Origin of the sequence: Paenibacillus sp. alder61 (genome assembly GCF_020179875.1) — a bacterium.
Classification (GTDB): domain Bacteria; phylum Bacillota; class Bacilli; order Paenibacillales; family Paenibacillaceae; genus Fontibacillus; species Fontibacillus faecis.
The window spans coordinates 112,374-133,436 of record NZ_JAIUDG010000018.1 but is presented as its reverse complement, the minus strand read 5'-3'; the positions used below and the strand labels follow the sequence as shown (position 1 = coordinate 133,436).

Annotated in this window: 24 protein-coding genes and 1 tRNA gene; 17 read left to right on the top strand and 8 right to left on the bottom strand. The window is 51.1% G+C overall.

Annotation, left to right across the window (positions count from 1 at the left end):
• Positions 1-141: 141 nt before the first annotated feature.
• Positions 142-486, bottom strand: coding sequence for a hypothetical protein (locus LBW89_RS19270; RefSeq protein WP_225039888.1), 345 nt, complete (start codon positions 484-486; stop codon positions 142-144).
• A 308-nt stretch (positions 487-794) separates the two neighbouring features.
• On the opposite strand from LBW89_RS19270, the gene LBW89_RS19265 reads away from it, so the two are divergent.
• Together LBW89_RS19265 and LBW89_RS19260 are read left to right on the top strand one after the other, a co-directional pair.
• A complete protein-coding gene (locus LBW89_RS19265) occupies positions 795-1,694 on the top strand; it encodes a copper amine oxidase N-terminal domain-containing protein (protein ID WP_225039887.1) in 900 nt (299 codons plus the stop codon).
• A 27-nt stretch (positions 1,695-1,721) separates the two neighbouring features.
• The gene (locus LBW89_RS19260; protein ID WP_225039886.1) at positions 1,722-2,192 is read left to right on the top strand and encodes a DinB family protein; all 471 of its coding nucleotides are present in this window, start codon (positions 1,722-1,724) and stop codon (positions 2,190-2,192) included.
• Positions 2,193-2,207: 15 nt separating this feature from the next.
• On the opposite strand, the gene LBW89_RS19255 is transcribed toward LBW89_RS19260, so the two are convergent.
• Positions 2,208-2,546, bottom strand: a complete 339-nt coding sequence (locus LBW89_RS19255; RefSeq protein WP_225039885.1) for a L,D-transpeptidase — start codon at positions 2,544-2,546, stop codon at positions 2,208-2,210.
• A gap of 91 nt (positions 2,547-2,637) precedes the next feature.
• On the opposite strand from LBW89_RS19255, the gene LBW89_RS19250 reads away from it, so the two are divergent.
• The 7 genes from LBW89_RS19250 (at position 2,638) to LBW89_RS19220 (ending at position 5,933) form a co-directional block, all read left to right on the top strand.
• Positions 2,638-3,090 carry an acetyltransferase gene (locus tag LBW89_RS19250; protein ID WP_412067017.1) on the top strand — a complete coding sequence of 151 codons (453 nt, stop codon included), beginning with the start codon at positions 2,638-2,640 and terminating at the stop codon, positions 3,088-3,090.
• A 134-nt stretch (positions 3,091-3,224) separates the two neighbouring features.
• Positions 3,225-3,446: a phage holin gene (locus tag LBW89_RS19245; RefSeq protein ID WP_170287072.1), complete on the top strand. Its 222-nt coding sequence runs from the start codon at positions 3,225-3,227 to the stop codon at positions 3,444-3,446.
• 147 nt (positions 3,447-3,593) lie between these two features.
• Positions 3,594-3,845, top strand: a complete 252-nt coding sequence (locus LBW89_RS19240) for a spore gernimation protein GerQ (RefSeq protein WP_148452654.1) — start codon at positions 3,594-3,596, stop codon at positions 3,843-3,845.
• Positions 3,846-3,852: 7 nt separating this feature from the next.
• Positions 3,853-4,263 carry a spore coat protein gene (locus LBW89_RS19235; RefSeq protein ID WP_373317691.1) on the top strand — a complete coding sequence of 137 codons (411 nt, stop codon included), beginning with the start codon at positions 3,853-3,855 and terminating at the stop codon, positions 4,261-4,263.
• Positions 4,260-5,396 (top strand): zinc-dependent alcohol dehydrogenase, encoded by a 1,137-nt coding sequence (locus tag LBW89_RS19230; RefSeq protein WP_148451638.1) that lies wholly within the window; start codon positions 4,260-4,262, stop codon positions 5,394-5,396. The genes LBW89_RS19235 and LBW89_RS19230 overlap by 4 nt, the downstream gene beginning before the upstream one ends.
• Positions 5,397-5,421: 25 nt before the next feature.
• Positions 5,422-5,616, top strand: coding sequence for a hypothetical protein (locus LBW89_RS19225; RefSeq protein WP_148451639.1), 195 nt, complete (start codon positions 5,422-5,424; stop codon positions 5,614-5,616).
• Positions 5,617-5,630: 14 nt separating this feature from the next.
• Positions 5,631-5,933 (top strand): spore coat protein, encoded by a 303-nt coding sequence (locus LBW89_RS19220; protein WP_211373278.1) that lies wholly within the window; start codon positions 5,631-5,633, stop codon positions 5,931-5,933.
• 63 nt (positions 5,934-5,996) lie between these two features.
• Here the strand turns inward: LBW89_RS19220 and LBW89_RS19215 are convergent, their stop codons facing one another.
• Both LBW89_RS19215 and LBW89_RS19210 read right to left on the bottom strand, forming a co-directional pair.
• Positions 5,997-6,851, bottom strand: coding sequence for a manganese catalase family protein (locus tag LBW89_RS19215; protein WP_148451640.1), 855 nt, complete (start codon positions 6,849-6,851; stop codon positions 5,997-5,999).
• A gap of 130 nt (positions 6,852-6,981) precedes the next feature.
• The gene (locus LBW89_RS19210; protein WP_148451641.1) at positions 6,982-7,833 is read right to left on the bottom strand and encodes a manganese catalase family protein; all 852 of its coding nucleotides are present in this window, start codon (positions 7,831-7,833) and stop codon (positions 6,982-6,984) included.
• A gap of 155 nt (positions 7,834-7,988) precedes the next feature.
• On the opposite strand from LBW89_RS19210, the gene LBW89_RS19205 reads away from it, so the two are divergent.
• Positions 7,989-8,282: a WGxxGxxG family protein gene (locus LBW89_RS19205; protein ID WP_148451642.1), complete on the top strand. Its 294-nt coding sequence runs from the start codon at positions 7,989-7,991 to the stop codon at positions 8,280-8,282.
• A 107-nt stretch (positions 8,283-8,389) separates the two neighbouring features.
• Here the strand turns inward: LBW89_RS19205 and LBW89_RS19200 are convergent.
• The 3 genes from LBW89_RS19200 to LBW89_RS19190 form a co-directional block, all read right to left on the bottom strand.
• Positions 8,390-8,475: transfer RNA gene (locus tag LBW89_RS19200), tRNA-Leu, on the bottom strand.
• 114 nt (positions 8,476-8,589) lie between these two features.
• Positions 8,590-10,278 (bottom strand): sensor histidine kinase, encoded by a 1,689-nt coding sequence (locus LBW89_RS19195; RefSeq protein WP_225039884.1) that lies wholly within the window; start codon positions 10,276-10,278, stop codon positions 8,590-8,592.
• Positions 10,279-10,302: 24 nt separating this feature from the next.
• Positions 10,303-11,823, bottom strand: coding sequence for a response regulator (locus LBW89_RS19190; protein ID WP_225039883.1), 1,521 nt, complete (start codon positions 11,821-11,823; stop codon positions 10,303-10,305).
• Between the two features lie 226 nt (positions 11,824-12,049).
• Between LBW89_RS19190 and LBW89_RS19185 the strand changes: the two genes are divergently transcribed.
• The 7 genes from LBW89_RS19185 to LBW89_RS19155 all read left to right on the top strand — a co-directional run bounded on the left by LBW89_RS19185 (position 12,050) and on the right by LBW89_RS19155 (position 19,989).
• Positions 12,050-13,765 (top strand): extracellular solute-binding protein, encoded by a 1,716-nt coding sequence (locus LBW89_RS19185; RefSeq protein WP_148451645.1) that lies wholly within the window; start codon positions 12,050-12,052, stop codon positions 13,763-13,765.
• A 21-nt stretch (positions 13,766-13,786) separates the two neighbouring features.
• Complete coding sequence (locus LBW89_RS19180; protein ID WP_148451646.1) at positions 13,787-14,677, top strand: ABC transporter permease; 891 nt, start codon at positions 13,787-13,789, stop codon at positions 14,675-14,677.
• Positions 14,678-14,709: 32 nt separating this feature from the next.
• Positions 14,710-15,573, top strand: coding sequence for a carbohydrate ABC transporter permease (locus tag LBW89_RS19175; RefSeq protein ID WP_225039882.1), 864 nt, complete (start codon positions 14,710-14,712; stop codon positions 15,571-15,573).
• Positions 15,574-15,947: 374 nt separating this feature from the next.
• Entirely contained in the window at positions 15,948-18,164 is a 2,217-nt protein-coding gene (locus tag LBW89_RS19170) for an Ig-like domain-containing protein (protein ID WP_148451647.1), read from the top strand.
• Positions 18,165-18,354: 190 nt separating this feature from the next.
• A complete protein-coding gene (locus tag LBW89_RS19165) occupies positions 18,355-19,212 on the top strand; it encodes a ComEC/Rec2 family competence protein (RefSeq protein WP_225039881.1) in 858 nt (285 codons plus the stop codon).
• Between the two features lie 6 nt (positions 19,213-19,218).
• Positions 19,219-19,431, top strand: coding sequence for a DUF3006 domain-containing protein (locus LBW89_RS19160; RefSeq protein WP_225039880.1), 213 nt, complete (start codon positions 19,219-19,221; stop codon positions 19,429-19,431).
• A 39-nt stretch (positions 19,432-19,470) separates the two neighbouring features.
• Positions 19,471-19,989, top strand: a complete 519-nt coding sequence (locus LBW89_RS19155) for a DinB family protein (RefSeq protein WP_148451650.1) — start codon at positions 19,471-19,473, stop codon at positions 19,987-19,989.
• A 110-nt stretch (positions 19,990-20,099) separates the two neighbouring features.
• Here LBW89_RS19155 and manA read toward each other — a convergent pair whose 3' ends face one another.
• Entirely contained in the window at positions 20,100-21,044 is a 945-nt protein-coding gene (gene manA / locus LBW89_RS19150; protein ID WP_148451651.1) for a mannose-6-phosphate isomerase, class I, read from the bottom strand.
• Positions 21,045-21,063: the final 19 nt, after the last annotated feature.

Sequence of the window (21,063 nt, the reverse complement as noted above, 5' to 3'; positions counted from 1 at the left end):
TGCGAAAAAAGATGCAAATCTGCAGGCATTTCCAGCGATTTTAGAGAAACGAGCCGGTTTCGTCGAAAATTCCTGCAGATTTGCAGGTATTTAGAAATTTTGAGTCCAAACAGGAAAAAAGCATGCACATATGCAGGAATTCTATGTTATCAAGGTGGTCTGAAGGGGGACTAGTAATAATCGCACCCCTTCAGGGGTAGTCAAAAGCGGCAACGGCATAGTAGCTTGAACGAAATGAAAGCTAGCGCCTTTAGACGCGAGCCGGTAATAAAGGCTTATAGCCTTAAAGCAAACCACCCGTTCACACGGATTGTTGTCCGTCCATTTGGTGACCACCTCGTAAGTGCTGCTGGTGACGCTGGAGCCCCTAAACATGGTTTTTCCATCCAGTAACCCGTCCGTATAAGCACAAGTTTTAGCCTGAAACATAACGGCCAACAGTGAGAAAAAAGCGGCTGAACCTACCATTTTCCATACTTTTCGCATAATCTCCCTCCTTTGAACATTTTATTGATGCCAGAATAGCATATCTACTATTTAATATATATAAACTCGGAAGATTCATACGATCTCCGTCCGTTTTACCAAAGCAGGTCAATTTTCTCCTAGTAAAAAAGCCGTTCCCAAGGCGGGGCAGCGTGAATTCGTCATCACACCGCATCCAAGCGGATGACTTTGGAGAAACTTTTTGGAGTTTCGGTGCGTTAGTAATATGGGTGGTTCTTAAGTAGATTCTTAAGATGATTCACGTTTATGTTCCACTTATGCATAGAAGAAGTCGGGGAGCGGTTAAGATGAACTATTGGCAAAAAGGGCTGGTTATCGGGATTACAACTTTATCGCTGTTTACGGGGAGCCTTTCGGCTTTTGCGCAATCGGCTACGAACGCACCGAGCGTTTATATTAACGGGAAGCTGGAATGGGAGGCCATTCAGCAGCGCAACCGGACCTTTGTACCGCTTGCGGCCTTGAAAGATCCGGCCTGGAGCATCGGCTATGAAGCAAAGACGAGGTCCGTGGTGTTATCCAGCCCGGGGCAAAAAAAGACGATTCAACTGAAACAGGGACAGAAGAGCGCCGAGGTGAACGGCAAAACGAAGGCCCTGGATGCGGCCGTAATCATGAAAGATGGGCGCACCTATGTGCCTCTCCGATTTATTTCGGAAGAATTAAACGCGTTTGTCAGTTATAATAAAGAGCGGAATCGCGTCGTGATTCGGACACCGGAAGGACAACGCGATTATGACACTCTCATGGGCGGGGATTTGGCCAAAGCCCGGGAAGTAGCCGTCGGTTTGCAGCTCGTATATGATAATACGTTCAAGGAGCTTCCCGTCACCGGGGAGGGGTTCACCACCACCCACACTTTTCCCAAAGGAGAGGCGCTCAGACTGCTGCGGGATTACAAAGGAATGACCTGGTATGCGGAAGTGAATGAAGAAGGCTTGCTGACGGTCAAGTGGCAGAAAGATGCTTTGGGTGACAAAAAAGAGGCGGGTGTTCCTCCGAAACCATTTCCTGAAGCGGTTTTTTTCAGCGAGAACCCTATGGTAGAACTGCTGATTTACGGAACGGTTAACAAAGAAGGGGTATACGAGGAAGCCGGGCGAATAGACCAGGGCCAAGCGGGGGCGTATCAGAACGCTAGAATCGTTCCGGTGGAGGGAGAAGAACGAACCGATCGGCGACACTAACAACATGACTTACAAAGGAGCATCTGAATGAACACGATTGAAGCCATTATTTTAAATTTTGAAGAAATCAGACGCCGAAGCATTAAAGTCTGGGAGAGCATACCGACGGAAAAACTGGACTGGAGGCCGGATGCGGAAGCCTTGAGCATCAAGGAAATGGTCCGACATGTTTTGGACAGCGAACACTATTATCATTTGGCCCTGGTTCAAGGAGGGAGCCTGGCGTCGTACGATTCCCCTTATGACAGCCGGGAATTCACGACGGTTGGGGAGGAACTGGCCGCAGCCGCTCCTTACCGGGAACAATTTTTGGCGACCGTCAAAGCTTATAGCCCGGAAGACTTGACAAATATTCAAATTGACCGGAGCGATGTCGGCTATGTTCGCTCTCTTGGCGATATGCTGATGCGCATCGCTTATCACGAAGCGGTTCACACCGGTCAACTGCTGGACTATATGAGGACGGCGGGAATCCCGCGGCCAAGGGTCTGGGATTAATAGGGATAAACGAGGTTATTGGCGAATGTGCACACTCGTCCCGATCGGCACCAGCCCGGCTAGTTCAACGACATCCTGATTGTACATACGCACACAGCCATGGGAAACCAGTTTTCCGATCGAGGAGGGGTCGTTGGTTCCATGGATGCCGTAGTGGGGTTTGGACAATCCCAGCCAATAGGCTCCGAAGGGGCCTCCGGGGTTGGGCGCCTTGTTGACAATCGTGTAATAGCCTTCGGGCGTCTGTGTCAGCATGGTGCCGATTCCGACGGGAAACCCGCGAACCACCTTGTTCTGATCCAGCAGATACAACATTCGATCGGACAAATCCACAATGATGCGATAGTTCGGCATTCTTTGATCACCCTCCTTTTTGATTTCAGTGTATGGGAAACGGGCGGAGAGGGACTGGGCTAGCGCAGACTATGATTGTAAAGGTGAAAAAATGATGGAACAGTATTCCGTAATTCCATATCAAGAACAGCATCATGACCGGCTGGTAGACATTTGGCTGCGGGCGGTGCGTGAAACTCACATTTTTTTAACGGAAGAAGATATTCTTTTCTACCACGACCTCGTCCGCGGTGGAATGCTGAACGAAGTCGAGATCTGGGTAGCGCTTAACGAGAGCGAGGAGCCGGCGGGCTTTATCGGTATGAGCGGCAAGCACATTGAAATGCTGTTTATCGACCCTGCCTGTCACAAAAAGGGACTGGGGAGCCGGTTGATCCGGCATGTCGAGAGTTTGAAGGGCGCCCGGCTCACCGTGGATGTCAATGAGCAGAATCCGGGGGCTTGCGCGTTTTATCAAAAGTACGGATTCGTCCAAATCGGCCGGTCCGAGCTGGATGGATCGGGCAGATCGTTTCCGCTGCTTCATATGGAATTGCAAAAATAATAAGAACGTCCGATGAAAACTGCCGAATGGCAGTTTTTTATTTAAATTCAGGATTTCGCGGAATTGGGCCCGAGGAGGTCGGCATATATTGAAAAGAAGGACAATCCATGCCATGCTCAAGGAGGGACCCGCTCGTGACGAAAAAAAGATGGAGAAACTATGCGCTATGGGTTAGCGTCGCTTCCCAACTGCTTCTGCTTATTCAGTTAATCGGGCATCTGACCGGGCTATTTGAACTTAGCGACGTGATGGCCCGCGAGATCTTGACGGCTGTCGACCTCTTGCTCGGGATTTTGGCAACCCTTGGGATCATCTCTAACCCTACAAAACCGGACGCCAAAGGATATAATCTATAGCTTGTTTTCGCTTTCGGGAGCGAGTTGCCATAGGCATGAAGCCGGCAGCCCGCTCTTTTTGCATGCGAGAATAATCTATGGGAAAGGTACAAATGATGAGGTTAGCCGCGATTTGAAGAACCCGAGGAGATGATGAATAACATGCCTATGGCACCCGGAACGCTCGGAGCCCACGAGGCTTTGGAGGTTCATGAACTATTGAATTTCAAGACGCTCTGCGCGGCCAAATCCAAGCTGCTGCAAGGGCTGGTTTTTGACCAAGAACTCAAGGACTTGATGGAGAAAGACGTGCAGCAATCGCTGCGGGACATCTCCAACCTGCAAAGCCTGTATCAAAAAGCTTCTTTTCAGACGGAAATCCCGGAATTCCGGCCCACACCTATTTTGGATAAAGGATGACAAAGCGATGAAAACGAATCCGATGAACTTGCCCCCCATGGACCAACTGGACCCTGTCAATGCGCTGAATATGCCGGAAACGTCGGACATGACTCTGGCGATGGATTTGCTAATGCGGGCGAAGGAAGGGGTCCGCAATACGGCTACCGCGCTGACGGAATCCGTCCTCCCGCAAGCGCGGGTGTTACTGCGGGGACAACTGCATCAAGCCATTCAACTGCATCAGGAAATCGCGGAGCTTATGGTGCGGAAAAAGTGGTTCCATCCCCATGACCTGCAGGAGCAGTATCAGCTGGACCAGCTTTCCGCCCATAAAACGGTACAGATTGCCCAAATGAAACTATATCCGGACGATACGCGCCGTATGGGGATGTTTGATCGTACTCCGGATGAGCATATGGAGGGAAGTCAAGCATGAAAGCCGTAACCTATCAAGGCTTGAAAAATGTGGCGGTCAAGGAAGTCCCCGACCCTAAAATCGAGAAACCGGACGATATGATCGTGCGGATGACCACAACGGCGATTTGCGGTTCGGACCTTCACTTGCTGCACGGCATGATCCCCAATGTGCATGAGGATTATATCATCGGCCACGAGCCGATGGGTATTGTGGAAGAAGTCGGTCCGGAAGTGACCCGGTTAAAAAAAGGGGATCGGGTGGTGATTCCGTTCAATATCAGCTGCGGCGAATGTTTTTATTGCAAAAATCAGCTGGAGAGCCAATGCGATAACTCCAACGAGAACGGGGAAATGGGCGCGTATTTCGGGTATTCCGGAACTACCGGCGGCTACCCGGGCGGACAGGCGGAATATTTGCGGGTTCCGTACGCGAATTTTACTCACTTTAAAATCCCGGAAAACTCCGAGATTCCCGACGAAAAGCTTTGCCTCATCGCGGACGCGATGACCACGGCTTATTGGAGCGTGGACAATGCCGGAGTAAAAGACGGGGACACCGTTATCGTTCTGGGCTGCGGTCCGGTAGGTTTGCTGGCCCAGAAAATATGCTGGCTGAAAGGCGCAAAACGGGTAATCGCCGTCGATTACATCGATTACCGGCTGCGTCACGCCAAGAAAACGAACCGGGTGGAGATCGTCAACGCGGGGGAACAGGACGCCACCGGAAGCTATCTTAAGGAGCTTACCAAGGGGGGCGCCGACGTGGTGATCGATTGTACCGGCATGAGCGGAAAAATGACCCCCATGGAATCTCTGGCTGCTGGAATGAAGCTCCACGGCGGTGCGCTGGGCGGAGTGACTACGGCAGCCCAGGCCGTCAGAAAGGGCGGAACGATCCAAATTACCGGCGTATACGGCGGCAGATACAACGGATTTCCGCTGGGGGATATTTTCCAACGAAATATCAATATAAGGACAGGTCAGGCGCCCGTTATTCACTACATGCCGTACATGTACGAGTTAGTCGATACCGGCAAAATCGATCCGGGCGATATTGTTACCCATGTGATTCCCCTCAGCGAGGCCAAACGGGGATACGAGATTTTCGATACAAAGACGGACGATTGCATTAAAGTACTGCTGAAACCTTAAGCTTGGAATGGAGGTAAAATCGAAGATGAGTTATGCGCTGCACGAAACGCTGGAGGTTCATGAGCTGGCCGCCTTCAAAACGGTATGTATGACCAAATCGAAAACGATGCGAGGCCTGGTTTCGGACGAAGAACTGAAGCGGATTCTCCAGGAAGATGCCGACGTTTCCGCCAGGCAGCTGGAGGAGCTGGAAGCGGTCCTGAAGCGGGCCGTACAATAAAGGAGGGGTACGGATTGAACATCTTGCTGGAATATTTCACCGGGATGAAATCGATGACGGATCAGATCATCGCCATGGACCTCTTGATCTCGGCCAAGAGCGGGGTCAGAAATTATGCGATGGCGCTGACGGAAGCGGGAACGCCGGAGATCAAGGAAATGCTGAGCAGGCAGTTGGAGGAAGCCATCGATTTGCATGAAAAGATCTCTCTGTACGTAATGGAACGGGGTTGGTACCATCCTTGGAATGTCAGCGAGCAAATCCGGCTCGATCTGCAGAATATCGAAACAGCCATGAAGGTGCCGAGCCTGGGCTGAAATCCATAAAAAACACCGCTCAAACCGATTGCTACCCGGCTTGAGCGGTGTTTATTCCGTAAATCAGGCATTCAGGTCGTGCAGGCCCGGGCTGTGTTCGTTCGGCAGCTCAGGCAGGATTGGAAGCGGATAGCCTTCCGGCGGGGCCGTGACCTCCAGGGTTCCGCCGTTTCGGCTAGGCGTCTGGCCGCTGAAAATTTCGCCGATTCGGGTCGGATCGAGCCGAAAGTTGAACTGGGCGTTATGGAAGCCCATATCGACGTATTTGCGGCACTCCGGATACTTGTTGATGTCATAGTTCGGCACGGGGAACAGCTTCCCCCAATGGACGCCGAGCGTCTCCAGCGCCTTGGCAAACGCGTTTTGGTGCGCGTTGTCGCGGACGATTAGAAAAGCCAGCGTTTCGCGGAACGTTTTGTTGGAGCTCATCTCGTAAATGCGGGATTTTTGCAGGACGCCGGTTGACTCCAGCACCAGGTTGTCCAGCAGATCGCTGATGAGGTTCCCGTGGCTGTATACATAGTTCCCGTTCCATGGGTTGCCTGCGGCATCAACCGGGAGCGAGCTTTGGGCCCCCATGATGAAATGGTGGGGGTTGGCATGCCTAACCGCTTCATCCAGCGGCGCACCATCGGCTCCGGCATTGCCGGGCATCGGTTCGCCCGAGCCGGTCAGCAGTTGGTTAATCGTGTGCTGAACCAATTCAACGTGGCTGATCTCCTCCAAAAACACCCCGCGGATCAAATCACGAAATGGTGTGGCATTCCCGCGGAAGTTGTTGCTTTGGAAGAAAAACTGCATCATCGTGCGCATCTCGCCGAAACGTCCGCCAAGCGTCTCCTGTAAGACCTTGGCAGCCTCCGGGTCCGGCTTGTCCGGAACGATCATGTTGATCAAATCCTCTTTATAGAAATACATGCGGCACCTCCTGTGAAATTTGGCACGGTCTATAGAGAAACTAAAGCTTTCCTAGTTTGTCTCCTTCTGCAGGAGTTATGCGAAAAAATCCCCCGAACCGTCAGCGGTTCGGGGGATTCAGGGGAGTCTTTTACAGCGACTTTCCTTTATTCACCAAATACGGAGGTGTTCCCGGCGTAGAATGCTGATGCGGGGCCGGAGGGGCCAACTCGGGTTGCTGACCCATCGCCTGCGGCTTGGCCACGTACTCAAAGTTTCCTGTTCCGTCGTACAGCGGGCCGCTCGCCCACCGTCCCATGCTGCTCTCTTCGCCCTCGGAGAAGTTCAGGAACTGGCGCGAGGCCTCTTCCACGGTCAGCTCCCGCGGGAACGAAGCCGGAGCGATCGGACCGTCCAGTTGCTCGATTTCCTCGATCGCCGCCAGCCACTGATTCTGGTGCATAATATCGCGCGCGATCATGAAGGAAAGCATCTCGCGTACGCCCGGATCCGTCGTTTGCTCATACAAGCGAACAACCTGGAGAAGCCCTTGCGATTCCGCGTTCAGATTGGCGCGGAAATCCGCCAGGAGGTTGCCGCTGGAGACGATGTACCGGCTGTTCCACGGGAAGCCGTTACTGTCCGTCGGCGTGGCGCCGAGCCCGGAAACGATAACGTGCTGCGGGTTCATGCCGCCGAGTGCAGCCCCGATCAGCGGGTCTTTGGCGGCTTCTTCCAACTGATCGGCAGGCGCCCCATCCAACAGCTGGGCGATCATCGTGCACAGCATCTCGACATGACCGATTTCCTCGGTGCCGATATCCAGCAGCATGTCCCGATATTTCCGGTCGGCCCGGCAATTGAAGCCTTGAAACAAGTACTGCATCATCACCGACATTTCGCCGAACTGCCCCCCGAGCACCTCTTGCAGCTTGCGGGCATAGGCCGGATCGGGTCTTTCGGGCTTGGCCTTGAATTGGAGTTCTTTAATGTGAAAAAACATAAAATACCTCCCTGATTCTTGGATGTTCCTGACGATTCCAGAAACCATTACCCGGGCCAACGGTTTTCAATCAGTTCCTCCTCGTTTTGCATAAAGGGACCCCTTTCCGGGAAGCTTACGAAACGTAGCTACTACAATCCAGGAGGTGCATCCTTTTGAAAAAGAGCTTGAAAACCTTGCTCGTAACGGCGTTGATCTCCAGCGCGCTCGCTTTGCCCGCTTCGGCTTACGGCACGACAGGCAGCGGCGCGGGCGGTACGACCGGAACCGGCGGGGGCAACATGACCGACAATACGACGGGCAATTATTCGACGAGAGGCCATTACACGACGAATAATGTTCGCGCCAATGCCGCCAATCGCAACGACGGCGTGGATTGGGGCTGGCTGGGTCTTCTCGGCCTGCTCGGCTTGGCCGGCATGCGCAGAAAAGAAACCGACCGCCGCTAATCCGTTTGGAGCAGCCGGCAGAAAAGGTCTCCTCGGAGGCCTTTTTTTGCTTGCACAAAAAAAAGAGCACCTCATTTAAGAGGAGCTCTTCGTCATTTCAATTACAATGCCGAGGACCGGGCTCGAACCGGTACGGTAGTCACCTACCGCAGGATTTTAAGTCCTGTGCGTCTGCCAATTCCGCCACCCCGGCAGGGAAATGTGGGAAAAATCCCGTAGGTATGATTATATACGTCTTTGCCTGGAGATTCAACCCCTTTTTTTATTCGTATTGGGACCGCCCCTGTGCTCCGCTTAAATTTCTGCGCTATGTTGCATACGGAATTCTCAAGGTAACCTGCGTTCCTTCGCCGACCACGCTATGGATGGTCAGTCCGTATGGTTCGCCATACATGAGAACCGCCCGATCATGGACATTTTTAAGTCCGTAACCTTTGGATGGGGATTGAAGTAAATAAACCAGCCGTTCGGACTCCACTCCAATGCCGTTGTCAGTCACCTTAAATACAATGCTCTGTTCTTCTTCACTCACCGAGAGAGAGAGCGTTCCGCCACCGTCTCCACGATTTTCGATACCGTGTATGATGGCATTTTCGACTAAGGGCTGGAGCATCAAATTGGGCATACGGCAAAAAAGCAGGGACTCCTCAATCCGGTAGTCCACTTTGAAATTGTGGCTGTGCATGATCAACTGAATATCAATATAAGATTGCACATTCCGTATTTCGTCCGAAACCGTGATCAGATTCTGTCCTTTATTAAGGGTAGTCCGATAAAAAGTCGATAAGAGCTGTGCCATCTCACTAATATCCGTCGCGTGGATCCGCAATGCCCTCCAATTGATGATCGAGAGGGAGTTGTAAAGGAAATGAGGGTTGATCTGCGCCTGTAGAGCCTTCATCTCGGCTTCCTTGCGAGCGATTTCCCCTACATACACGGTATTGATCAGGGCCTTGGTGTTATCTACCATATCCCCAAATCCGCGGATCAAATCGCCAATCTCATCTTTGGATTCGCTGGAGAAGACTTTAATGTCCAAATTGCCTTCGCCGATCAGCTTCATGCTTTTGTGCAGACGGTGGATCGGCAACATAATCCTACGGGAAAAGAGCGTGCCCGCCACAACAACGGCCGCGATACAGGCCGTAATCATGAACAGAACAATCAAGGCAATCCACCATGCGGACTTTGTAATCAGACGGGTCGGCTTATATAAATAGACATTCCATCCCGCAAGCGGGACAGCGGAAGACAACACGGTGTAGTCCCCTTCATTCTGAGGCAACGCCATGCTGACCGGATTGTTCGGATTCGCTCCTTTTGAGGAATAAACGGTGTTTCCGCTGGAGTCCTTTACGATAATTTCGGCGCCATGGGCTTGAAGGGGTTCGAAATTTTTAAATAGCTGATCGTAGTTAACCCGGGCAAACAGAATGTTGTTTTTGGGAGTTCTATGTTTCATACTGAGGATTCTGCGGGCGCAGTACAGGTTGTTCTCCCGGGCAAACCAGAGAACATCCACTGATTTTATCACCTTCGGGTACCAGGGTGTCCGGCTGATTTCCTCAATCGGAATGACGGTGTTTCCGTGTTGGGGCAAATTGCTCCCTGTATACAGCTTGATCTGCTCTACTCCGGGATTCAAGTAACGGGCGGTATAGAAGTTTTGATCGATGACATGGGTCAGCTGATAATACATTTCGTATTCACTGGTATAAGTATTGTTGGCCGAATTTATAATCTCTTGATTAAAACTTAAAAAGTTCATTAATTTATTGTAAACATCCAATTGATTGTTCACGGCCAGCACACTTTGCGTTAAGGAGGCGTTCAGATCGGCTTTGGATTGCTGTACTAAGAGTGACCTGGTTGCGGCGAAACAGAAACTTCCGAGCACGATGACGGGAATCATACTTACCAGTAAAAAAGAGAGCATGATTTTGGTTTGAAACCGGAAATCGCCGATTCTTCGTTTTAGAGCGCGCCATATCCGCATATTATTCCTCTCCCCGGCCTAACATCATCTACGATTCGCCTGACGGAATCTCTCGGGGGTTTGCCCGAAAAAATCCCTGAAATTTTGGCAAAAGTAAGAGACGTTTTGGAATCCCACTTGATAGCAGATGTCTGATACTTTTAGATGGGACTGCAGCAGCAAATCTTTCGCTATCTTCATCCGCACGTGTTTTATATACTTGTTTAATCCGTATCCCGTATGTTTCTTGAACATCGAACTTAAATAATGGGGAGACAGATGAACCCTTGCCGCAAGAAGTTCCAGACTCAAATCCTCACCATAGTGCTCCTCGATGTATTGCTTTACAAAGGCAATATCTCGATGTAAAAATTCCGAACAGCTGTATTGTTGTTCAAGACGTGCAATGGCCTCGAATAGGATCTCTTTGATCTCCTTTAACTCGTCGGCCTTGTACAGTTTTTCGATTTCCCGGCTTAACTCGGTTTCGGGGATAGGCGCGGAAGAAGTCATAATGTCCTGATACAGTGAGCTAAACATGTACTTGACATACAACTTCGAGAGTTGGAGCTGTTTTGCATATTTTTGGTAAAGTAATTCCGTGTTGGCTCTGACACCAAAAAAATCCCTGTCCGTCAAATCCCGGCGGATTTGGTTCAATAAATCATGATCCGAGAGTTCGGGCAGCCGATCATCGGAAACATAGAAATCAGTCTTGGCATCAAACACGAAATAATCCGGCGAGAAGAAGCGGTACTCCATCAGTTGGTCTAACTGAATCAAACAGGCCGACAACTCCGATAAATGGATGACTTCGTCATGAATAGCGAGATAGCAGTTCACTTTATATTTCTTCTGTACGCTGTTTCGGATATGTATGCCCAATTCCAGCAAGGAATTGAAGGATCGGGAGGGGAGCCGGGAAAACAGCAGCAAACTTTGACAATCATTCAAATTTAAGTAATCGCTACTCCCCTCTAATAAAGTCAGGATAAATTGCTCGAAATCCGGCTCGGCATCTTCGAAGAAGTTCTTCTCGAATTCCATTAAGATCGCTCCCTGATAATGATCGGGCAAATCGAGCGCAACTCCCTTCATGGAGGAGGGCATTCCCAAGCCGTTAACCAGATTAAACAGCACATGTTTCTTGACATAGCTTTGCTTGATTTGCGAAGTGATCTGAAGCTGGGCTTGGTGCGTTAGCTCGTCAATTACTTTTTGCAAGGAACTTTGAAATGCTTCCACATGAATCGGCTTGAGGAGATACTCGGAAACGCCAAGGGAGATGGCCGTTTTCGCATACTCAAATTCGGCGAATCCGCTGAACAGAATAACTTTCAATCCCTTTTGCAGGCTTAAGGCCTGTTTGGTCAGCTGCAGTCCGTCCATTAGCGGCATTCTCACGTCAGTAAAGAGGATATCCACCGGCTTTTTCTCCAAATAGGCGAGCGCCGCTCGTCCGTTTTCCGCTGTCTCGACCTGGAGGGGAAAACCCAATTCATGAATGAGAAATTCGATGCCTTCCCGTTCTTCACGCTGGTCATCTACCACCAAGATGCTTAACATTTCGTCCGTCCTTTCCGGCGCATGATTCCACACGCAGAATTTCATTTTGATTGTAACATGATTTGCATCGACTTTATGCGGCAATTCGGCAAGTTGCCTAAAGTGAGTTATATATTTGCATAAAACACAATTTATTTGCGTTTACGGTGTTGTGACGGGAGTTCTACAATAAGGGCATGCAAGATAACATGGATGTTGTTCTTTGAATTGAAGGGGGTATTAGGTAATGAAACCTAAATTCAAGCAGTCCGTTTCCATTTTGTTGACAACGCTTTTATCTGTTTCCCTCGCCGCCTGTCAAAGCCCCAATTCCGCCGGTACGGCTGAGGAATCCGCGGCCAACTTGAATGATCCGGCATGGAAGAAAGCCATGACGACACCGTATGAGCCCTATCCCGAAACTGTCGTTTACACAGTTGGGCAGACAGCAACCAGCTATACGTCGCTTGCGGGGACCGTCTATGAGAAGGACACTGCGACCGACAATGTGTGGACGAGATATTTTAAGAAGAAACTCAACGTGCAGAATGAGGTTGCTTTTGAAGCGAATGACGGGACGGATTACGTGCAAAAGGTCTCGATGGCCATTGCCGGAGGAACGATTCCTGACATTATGGTGGTGCCCGATCAGGCCACCTTGCAGCAGCTGTATGAGAACGACTTGATTGAGGATTTGACGGACGCCTATAACAACTGTGCCAGCGACCGGATCAAGGAGATCTACGACTCCTATGGAGGCCGCGTGCTGGAGAGCGCCAAGTTTGACGGCAAAATCATGGCCCTGCCGACTACCGAAATTTCACACGGTCCGGGCGTGCTGTGGCTGCGCAAAGACTGGATGGATAAATTGGGTCTCTCCGAACCCAAAACGATGGAGGATGTCGAGCATATTCTTACCCAGTTTATCGAGAAGGACCCCGGCGGCAATGGAGCCGGAAAGACGGTCGGTCTGGTGGTCGATAACGAGAATGTCGCCGGCATCTCCGGGGGGCCCTATGAATTGAACAATATTTTTGCCCTGTATGGCGCCTACCCGAAACAATGGATCAAGGATGACAGCGGCAAGGCAGTATACGGTTCCGTACAGCCCGAAATGAAACCGGCCCTGGCCAAAGTGGCGGAGCTATACAAAAGGGGTTTGATTGATCGGCAATTTGCCGTACGGACATCCGACGACCGAAAAGCGCTGCTAACGAGCGGAAAAAGCGGTTCGTTCCTGGATAACTGGTGGGGAAGCTGGACGGTGGCCGACACGCTTAAACTGAACCCGGATGCGAATTGGGTTTCCTATGTGGCTCCCCAGTCGGAAGATGGCTCGGTTACGATGTTTACCGGCAATCCTTCGAGCAGTTACCTCGTGGTTCGGAAGGGGTTCAAGCATCCCGAAGCTGCTGTGAAGATGGCCAGCCTTCAGTTCGATTATCAGCGTTATCTGGAGAAGGACCCCGCTGTTTTGAAGGAGTTCGAGGACTACAGCAGCAACAATATCGGAGGCTCACCGCTAGCCATGAACATCGACTACTATGATGCGTTTTACCGGAATGTCGGAATTTTTGAGGAAGCGCTCAAGACGGGGGACAGCAGCGAATTAGTAAGCAACCTTGATCAGAACGCCTTTCGCTCCTACAAAAAGTATCTGGACAGTGTGAAAAACGGAGAGAAACCGGACCCGATTGCCTGGGCCGGCTATACTTCGAGCATCCTCACGGCCAACCTGGTCAAAAATTCAAAGGTGAAGGAGATCAACCCGGTCTTTTTCGGAACAACCCCGTCCATGGCCTTGAAGTGGCCGACACTTACGAAGATGGAGCTTGAAATGTACCTGAAGATCATTACAGGTGAGCAAACCCCTGACGCATTCGATAGTTTTGTAAGCAGTTGGGCAAAAACCGGCGGGGACACGATTACCCAAGAAGTCAACGAAGCGCTCGCCTCCAAATGATGCTGAAAGAGATGATTGTTGATGAAGAACAAAAAAGACCAAACGGCATTTCACCTGATGCTCGCACCGAGTATGGTATTCCTGCTGATATTCTCTTTCCTTCCGATGTTCGGTATCGTCATGGCTTTCCAGAATTACATCCCGGCTAAAGGGATCGGCGGTTCGCCTTGGGTGGGGCTCGATAATTTCAAGTTCATGTTTCAAATACCCGACAGCAAGCAGATCTTGAACAATACCATCATCATCGCTGTATGGAAAATTGTTGTGGGCACACTGGTTTCAATTGTATTCGCCTTATTGCTAAATGAAATCCGGGTGCGGTTCGCCAAGAAGTTTATGCAGACCGTGGTTTACTTGCCTAATTTTCTCTCCTGGGCCGTATTGGCCACCGTCGTGATGAACATCTTTTCGTATGAAGGGCCGGTTAACGCCGTATTGGGCTGGTTCGGACTGGATCCGGTTTTGTTTATGGCCAGCAATCACTGGTTTAGGCCGATGCTGGTGCTGACCGATGTGTGGAAAGGGTTTGGATACGGGTCTATCATCTATCTGGCCTCGTTGACGGCGATTGATCCGGGACTTTATGAGGCGTCCTCCATCGATGGAGCCCATCGGTTTCAGCAATTGTGGCATGTGACCTTGCCCGGTTTGATGCCTACCATATTGCTGGTTACGACTTTAAATTTGCCAAACGTGCTCAATGCCGGGTTCGACCAGATTTTCAATCTCTATAATCCCCTGGTTTACGAAACTTCCGACATCATCGACACCTATGTATACCGGGTAGGCTTGGTGGAGAGACAATACAGCTTGGGTACTGCGATCGGACTTTTGCGCTCCGTTGTCGGCATCGTGCTCATTCTGTCCGCCAATAAACTGGCTCAAAAACTTACGGACTACCGAATTTTCTAAACCGGGAGGTGAGCTCCATTTACGGGCATTCCTTGAAAAGTCGACTTTCGGACATCCTGATCTGGATTGTGTTGTTAACGTTAACTTTGTCCTGCCTGATCCCTTTGCTGAACCTTGTAGCCATTTCGTTCAGTGAGAATGCGGCGGTTTCCGCCAACCTCGTCAGTATTTTTCCGGTTCAGCCTACGTTCAGTTCCTATGAGAAGCTATTGTCGGACAGCCAGTTTTGGCGCTCTTTCATGATTTCGGTAGAGCGGGTTGTTCTCGGTCTGATCGTAAACATGAGCCTGATGATTCTGGCCGCGTATCCGCTATCCAAAAGTTCAAGACAATTTCGGGCCCAGAAGGTGTACATGAATATTGTGATTGTCGCCATGCTGTTCTCCGGGGGGTTAATTCCAACTTTTATGGTAGTCAAAGGGCTTTACCTTCTGGATACCATCTGGTCGCTGATTCTGCCGGGGGCCGTGGCGGTCGGGAATGTCATTCTGCTGATGAACGCCTTCCGGGCGGTCCCCTCATCTTTGGAGGAAGCCGCAACGATCGACGGGGCTTCGCAGTGGAGAATTCTGTCCACCATTTACGTGCCCGTGGTACTGCCTACCATCGCTACCGTCACGCTGTTCACGATTGTCGGGCATTGGAATGATTACTTCGGCGCCCTGGTGTATATCAATAAAACGTCAAACTATCCGTTGCAAACGTATATCCAGCAGCTCAGCGTAGAAGCGCAAAATATAACCGATCCGCAAAAGCTGATTGAATACGCGAAAATTTCCAACAGAACTTTAAATGCGGCCAAAATCGTGGTCTCGACATTGCCGCTGCTCTTAATTTACCCGTTTATGCAAAAATACTTCGTGACAGGCATTATAGTAGGTTCTCTTAAAGAGTAAATCTAAATCTGACGGGGGGTTGACACTTATATGAAATCGCAAGCTGGCCCATTCGCCATGCTTGCGATTTTTTTGTTTTTGTGCGGACAGATCATGAGGAGAATGGTAAAATGATGAAGGAATGTGAAGTTTGTCGTAATTTGGAAGGGAGGATGTTCGGAGGCGGTCTGATGGGAGGACTGATTTTCCTAAGAAAATTGGCGTCCCGACCGAAACTGTAGCCCGTCGCATGGACGAGGGGAATTATTTCTGAATAGGACAAAGGTCGCGTTTTATGGGAAAAGGGTTACTAAATTTATCCTATTATCCGATATAAAACGCGTAGGCCTGGATAGAAAGATCCAGTGCAAGATGCAATCAAAGGAGAGAAACGAATGACTGCAAACAGGAAATTTACGGGTTGGTTCCTGATGCTGACGCTGCTCTTTGCGACGGTGTTTCCGAACAGCGCAATCGCGGCCAGCGGCGATGTTGTCTCGATCGACATCGAAGGTTCGGGAACGACGGTCGAGTTGACCGTGGGCAAGACGAAGCAGTTGAAGGTATGGGGAACGGTGGAAGGTTCTTCCGTAAAACGGGATCTGACGAATGCCGTAACCTGGACCTCCAGCGACAGCGGAACAATCAAAGTAACCAACGGTTTCCTTACGGCGTTGAAATCGGGTACGGTTACGATTCGTGCCGACTATAATTCCGCGACTTCTTCAATTGAAGTGAAAGCGAAGGATTCTTACAAAGAATTGACGCTGGAGTACCCGAACCAAGGCAAATTCAAACTTGGCGACACGGCCGATTTAGCCGTTAAAGCTCTCGCTCAAATCGAAGGGTCCGCGGGGGCGACCAAGGATGTTACTCAGGAAGCCGATTGGTCTTCTTCCAACAGTCAGGTGCTGACGGTGGAGAAAGGGAAGATCACGCTGGTCGGAGAAGGTAAGGCAACCGTCACGGCGAAATACAACGGGCTTACGGCCGATTTCAAAGCCGAGGTAGGATCCTTGTTCTCCGATCTAAAGCTGAGCTACATAGCTGATGGTCAAACCTTGTCGGCAGACGATATCGAGATGGTTGTCGGGGACAGCGAGATCGCGTTGAAAGCAGAAACAACCATATCGAGCGATCAATCCAAGTCCGATGTGACGGATAAGGTCACCTGGACGTCTTCGGATACGTCGGTTGCGACGGTGGACGGCGGCAAGTTGAAAGTCGTTTCCGTCGGCAAAACGACCATAACGGCGCAATATCTCGGCATGAAGGCGCAGGCCAACGTATATGTGCGTACGCCTTTCGAAGCGATCAAGCTGACGCCGTCCGCAGATCAAATCCTGTTTATCGGCGAACGGCTGCAAGCGAAGGCGGAGATGAGAAGCAGCGCGAATGCGACGGAGGATATAACTTCCAAGGCGACTTGGACGTCTTCCGATTTGATGAACGCCACCGTGTCCGGTGGAACGATTACCGCCAAAGCTCAAGGCGGCTCGTCCATTAAGGTAAGTCATCTTGGCATCAACAAAACATTGAAAGTAAAGATTTATCCGACATTAACGAAATTGACGGCGGCAAAAACCGAGCTTGAGCTGTTTAAAGGCGAGTCCGCCAGCCTGCCTAAAGTAACCGGGCTTAAGCTGGATGAAGAAGAAATGGACATCAGCCAAGAATTGAACTGGACTTCGAGCAACGAAGATGTCGCGAAAATCGAAGACGGTAAAGTGGTCGCCAAAGGCAAAGGAACCGCCACGCTAAGAGCCGAGCTTCCTAAGCTCGATGACAGCTCCGCTTCTCCGATTCGCAGCGCATCCGTCACGGTTACTTTGAACGTGAAGGAAAAAGTGCTCGCATTGGTCACGGACGTGGAAAAGCTTAGCGTCGTGATGGGCGAAGAAACCCCGCTGCCGCAATTAAGCGCGGTATGGGAAGATGGGGAGGAAGCTGCACTTACCGACTCCATCGAATGGAGCTTGACGGGTTCGAACGCCGTGATCAAATCGGGATCGGCAGGCAAAACGATCAAGGGTCTGACTAAGGGAAGCGCGACCCTCAAAGGAACGTATTCGAACAAAACGATCAGCATCCCGGTTACCATTGAGCCGAAGATCGTTAAGGTCGTGGTGGATCCGGTAAACGTTCAGCTTAACGTCAAGAAAACCAAATCCATTAAAGTGACCGGATTTTACCAAAACGGCAAGACGGTAAACCTGTCCAGCAAAATGGGCTGGGAATCGGACAACACGAATGTGGCCACGATTACCACAACTTCCGTTAAAGCGATTGCCGAGGGCACCGCTACTTTGAAAGGCTCTTATCAAGGTCATAACGTTAGCGTGAAGGTTAGCGTAATTCCGAAGCTGCTGAAACTGACGGTGGACGAGAAGAGTCTGAAGCTCGCTCCGGGTTCCGCCAAAACGGTAGTGGTGACAGCAGAGTACGATAACGGAAGCAACCCGACGGTAACCGGCAGCGCCACTTGGACCAGCTCCAAGCCTTCTGTGGCGAAAGTGACGGCGGGTAGAATTGAAGCCGTGGCCAAGGGCAGCGCTACGATTAAAGGCGTTTACGGCGGAAAAACCGTTTCAATCCGGGTTTCGGTCAAATAGCACTCTTAACTTATAACGATACACCAAGACGATTGCCGGCAGCTTGCCTTCAAGGTTTGAAGGCAAGCTGCTTTTTTGCTTGGTTCTGGGAGATCGGGCCCGCCTTGTGCTATATTAAATGAAGAAGAGGAATCGATCAGCGATGAACAGACACCGATTACAAAGAGTTTCAAAAGTAGGAGCATTGTGGTTGCTGCTCTGCTTCCTTATCTCCGGCTGCGGTATCCAGTTAGGCGTGGAACCCGCTCAAGGGGATGCCGCTTCCCCGCTGCCCGCGGGAACGAAGGCGGACGGACAACTGCGGGTTATTTTTCTGGACGTCGGCCAAGGCGCGTCGCAGCTGCTGATCAGTCCTTCGGGGCGGACGATGCTGATCGACGCCGGGAACAACAGCGAGGAACAGCGGATGGTGGATTACTTGCGGGATTACGGCGTTGAACGCATCGATATCGTGGTGGGGACGCATCCGGACGCGGATCATATCGGCGGGTTGGATGCCGTCATCGATCACTATGAGGTCGGGGCCGTCTATATGCCGAAAATTCAAGCCAATACGAAAACCTTCGAGTCGCTGCTTCAATCGATTCGCGATCGGGGGCTTAAAGTCAAAACCGCTAAATCCGGCCTGAAGCTGGACTGGGACGAGCAGGTGGATGTCCGTCTCGTCGCTCCGGTGGAACAAAGCGACGACAGCAACAACATGAGCGCGGTAATAAAAGTGGCATTCGGCGAGACTTCGTTCTTGCTGACGGGGGATGCCGAACGTGAAAGCGAGAAGGCGATGATGGCCTCGGGCGTGGATGTGCAAGCCGATGTACTGCTCGTCGGTCATCATGGCTCCACTTCGTCGACATCGCTTTCTTTTTTGCGGAAAGTATCCCCGAAATATGCCGTTATCCAGGTAGGGGAAAACAGCTATGGTCACCCCAAACAGGAAATTCTCGACCGCCTGAAGAAACAAAATGTGCAGGTGTACCGGAATGACCGGCAGGGGACGATCGAGGTCGTATCGGACGGCCGGGAAATCCGGATCACCACGGAGAGGTGAGTAATATTGACCGGAATCGTGGAAGGGTTTGAGGAAGGGATTTGTCTTCTGGAGATCAACGGGAATGTGGAGACGGTGCCTCGGGAACTCATGGATCCGGACGTACGGGCCGGGGATGTCGTCCTATGGGACGGGGGACGTTGGAGGAAGGACCGGGATCTAACGGAAGAGCGTACCCGGAAAATTCGGGAACTGATGAATGAAGTTTGGGAAGATTGAGTGATGGATTCCGAGGATAAAAGGGAGGAGAGTGTGTTCATGTTGAAAAAGCCGCAGGCCGGGGAGTTTGCCGAATATTTCTCGCCTTATGTTGAGTTGGTGCCGGAAGGAGACTTGTTGCTCCTGTTGGAGAAACAAGTGGACGAGGTGATTGCCCTGCTAGGTCAGATTACGGAGGAGCAAGCCGTTTACCGGTATGCCGAGGGGAAATGGAGTTTGAAGGAGGTTTTGGGTCATGTGGCGGATACGGAACGGGTGATGAGTTATCGCCTGCTCCGGATTTCACGGGGGGACACGACGCCATTGCCAGGTTTCGACGAATCTCTGTTCGTGAGCCATTCCCATGCAAACGCTCGGTCCGTGAATGAACTGCTGCAAGACTTCGCCGCCGTGCGAATCGCCACGGTATCGCTGATGCGCCAACTCGATGACGCAGCTTGGGAACGCCGCGGCGTATTCAGCGACCATCCGGGATCGGCCCGGGCTCTTGCTTACATTATCGCGGGCCATGCGATTCATCACCTGAATATTGTGAAAGAGCGGTATCTGAAGGTGTAAATCTGTCTTACACGCAAATCAATAGTTCAGTTTGGGCCAAAAAAAGCGCGAATGCCGGGATTTCAACAAATCCTCGGTCATTCGCGCTTTTGTCGTATGCGGATTTCGTCCTATTCGTGCGAAATGATGAAGGTCATCTTTCCTTCGAGTTCGAACGGGCCAAACTCCGCCGGGAGGATAAAATGATCACCTTTGGCAAGGGGATAGGTTTGATCCGGCGTCCGCAGCAGGCCGTTTCCGTCGATGACGCTGCAGATGGTATATTTTTCGCGAGCGGACCGTTGGGCTTGACCCGAAACCTCCCATTTTTCGACGGTGAAGAAGGAATTGGATACAAAACTGGTTACCGTCATGCCGGCCTCTTCCTTGCTGCTGTACGAGACCGGTTCATAGGCTTGCGGAATGGTGGTGACGTCGATCGCTTTCTCCAGATGCAGTTCCCGGAGGTTGCCGTCCTTGTCCTTGCGGTCGTAATCATAGACCCGGTACGTTGTATCGGAGCTTTGCTGGGTTTCAAGAACGACGATGCCTTTGCCGAGGGCGTGGATCGTTCCGCTCGGGACATAGAAGAAATCGCCGCGTTTCACGGGTACCCGCGTCAACAGGTCGTCCCAACGACCATCCTCGATCATTTGCACCAATTGTTCCCGGCTCTTCGCTTCATGGCCGTAAATAATGACGGAGCCCGGCTCGGCATCGACGATATACCAGCATTCGGTCTTCCCCAACTCGTCGTTTTCATGTTCGCCGGCATAGGCGTCATCCGGATGTACTTGAACGGACAGATCGTCGGAGGCGTCAAGAATTTTGGTGAGCAGCGGGAACACCGGAGAGCCGGAGCGGAAGAGCTCGGTATGCTTGCTCCAAAGATCCCCCAGTTTCATTCCTTGGTAAGGTCCGTTTTTGACGACGCTTTGACCGTTGGGGTGCGCGGATACCGCCCAGCATTCGCCGGTACGATCGCTCGGAATTTCATAACCGAACAATTGCTTAAGCTTGGTTCCTCCCCAAATGCGCTCTTGAAATACGGGTTCCAAAAAAATAGGTTGGTTCATGTTCATGGGTCCTCCTCAG

Excerpts from the sequence above, each read along its gene's own strand:
- LBW89_RS19270 (WP_225039888.1), bottom strand. The coding sequence starts at position 486 with ATGCGAAAAGTATGGAAAATGGTAGGTTCAGCCGCTTTTTTCTCACTG.
- LBW89_RS19170 (WP_148451647.1), top strand. The coding sequence starts at position 15,948 with ATGACTGCAAACAGGAAATTTACGGGTTGGTTCCTGATGCTGACGCTG.
- LBW89_RS19210 (WP_148451641.1), bottom strand. The coding sequence starts at position 7,833 with ATGTTTTTTCACATTAAAGAACTCCAATTCAAGGCCAAGCCCGAAAGA.
- LBW89_RS19195 (WP_225039884.1), bottom strand. The coding sequence starts at position 10,278 with ATGCGGATATGGCGCGCTCTAAAACGAAGAATCGGCGATTTCCGGTTT.
- LBW89_RS19240 (WP_148452654.1), top strand. The coding sequence starts at position 3,594 with ATGGCACCCGGAACGCTCGGAGCCCACGAGGCTTTGGAGGTTCATGAA.
- LBW89_RS19190 (WP_225039883.1), bottom strand. The coding sequence starts at position 11,823 with ATGTTAAGCATCTTGGTGGTAGATGACCAGCGTGAAGAACGGGAAGGC.
- LBW89_RS19230 (WP_148451638.1), top strand. The coding sequence starts at position 4,260 with ATGAAAGCCGTAACCTATCAAGGCTTGAAAAATGTGGCGGTCAAGGAA.
- LBW89_RS19260 (WP_225039886.1), top strand. The coding sequence starts at position 1,722 with ATGAACACGATTGAAGCCATTATTTTAAATTTTGAAGAAATCAGACGC.
- LBW89_RS19255 (WP_225039885.1), bottom strand. The coding sequence starts at position 2,546 with ATGCCGAACTATCGCATCATTGTGGATTTGTCCGATCGAATGTTGTAT.
- LBW89_RS19215 (WP_148451640.1), bottom strand. The coding sequence starts at position 6,851 with ATGTATTTCTATAAAGAGGATTTGATCAACATGATCGTTCCGGACAAG.
- manA (WP_148451651.1), bottom strand. The coding sequence starts at position 21,044 with ATGAACCAACCTATTTTTTTGGAACCCGTATTTCAAGAGCGCATTTGG.
- LBW89_RS19225 (WP_148451639.1), top strand. The coding sequence starts at position 5,422 with ATGAGTTATGCGCTGCACGAAACGCTGGAGGTTCATGAGCTGGCCGCC.
- LBW89_RS19250 (WP_412067017.1), top strand. The coding sequence starts at position 2,638 with ATGATGGAACAGTATTCCGTAATTCCATATCAAGAACAGCATCATGAC.
- LBW89_RS19185 (WP_148451645.1), top strand. The coding sequence starts at position 12,050 with ATGAAACCTAAATTCAAGCAGTCCGTTTCCATTTTGTTGACAACGCTT.
- LBW89_RS19180 (WP_148451646.1), top strand. The coding sequence starts at position 13,787 with ATGAAGAACAAAAAAGACCAAACGGCATTTCACCTGATGCTCGCACCG.
- LBW89_RS19235 (WP_373317691.1), top strand. The coding sequence starts at position 3,853 with ATGAAAACGAATCCGATGAACTTGCCCCCCATGGACCAACTGGACCCT.
- LBW89_RS19265 (WP_225039887.1), top strand. The coding sequence starts at position 795 with ATGAACTATTGGCAAAAAGGGCTGGTTATCGGGATTACAACTTTATCG.
- LBW89_RS19155 (WP_148451650.1), top strand. The coding sequence starts at position 19,471 with ATGTTGAAAAAGCCGCAGGCCGGGGAGTTTGCCGAATATTTCTCGCCT.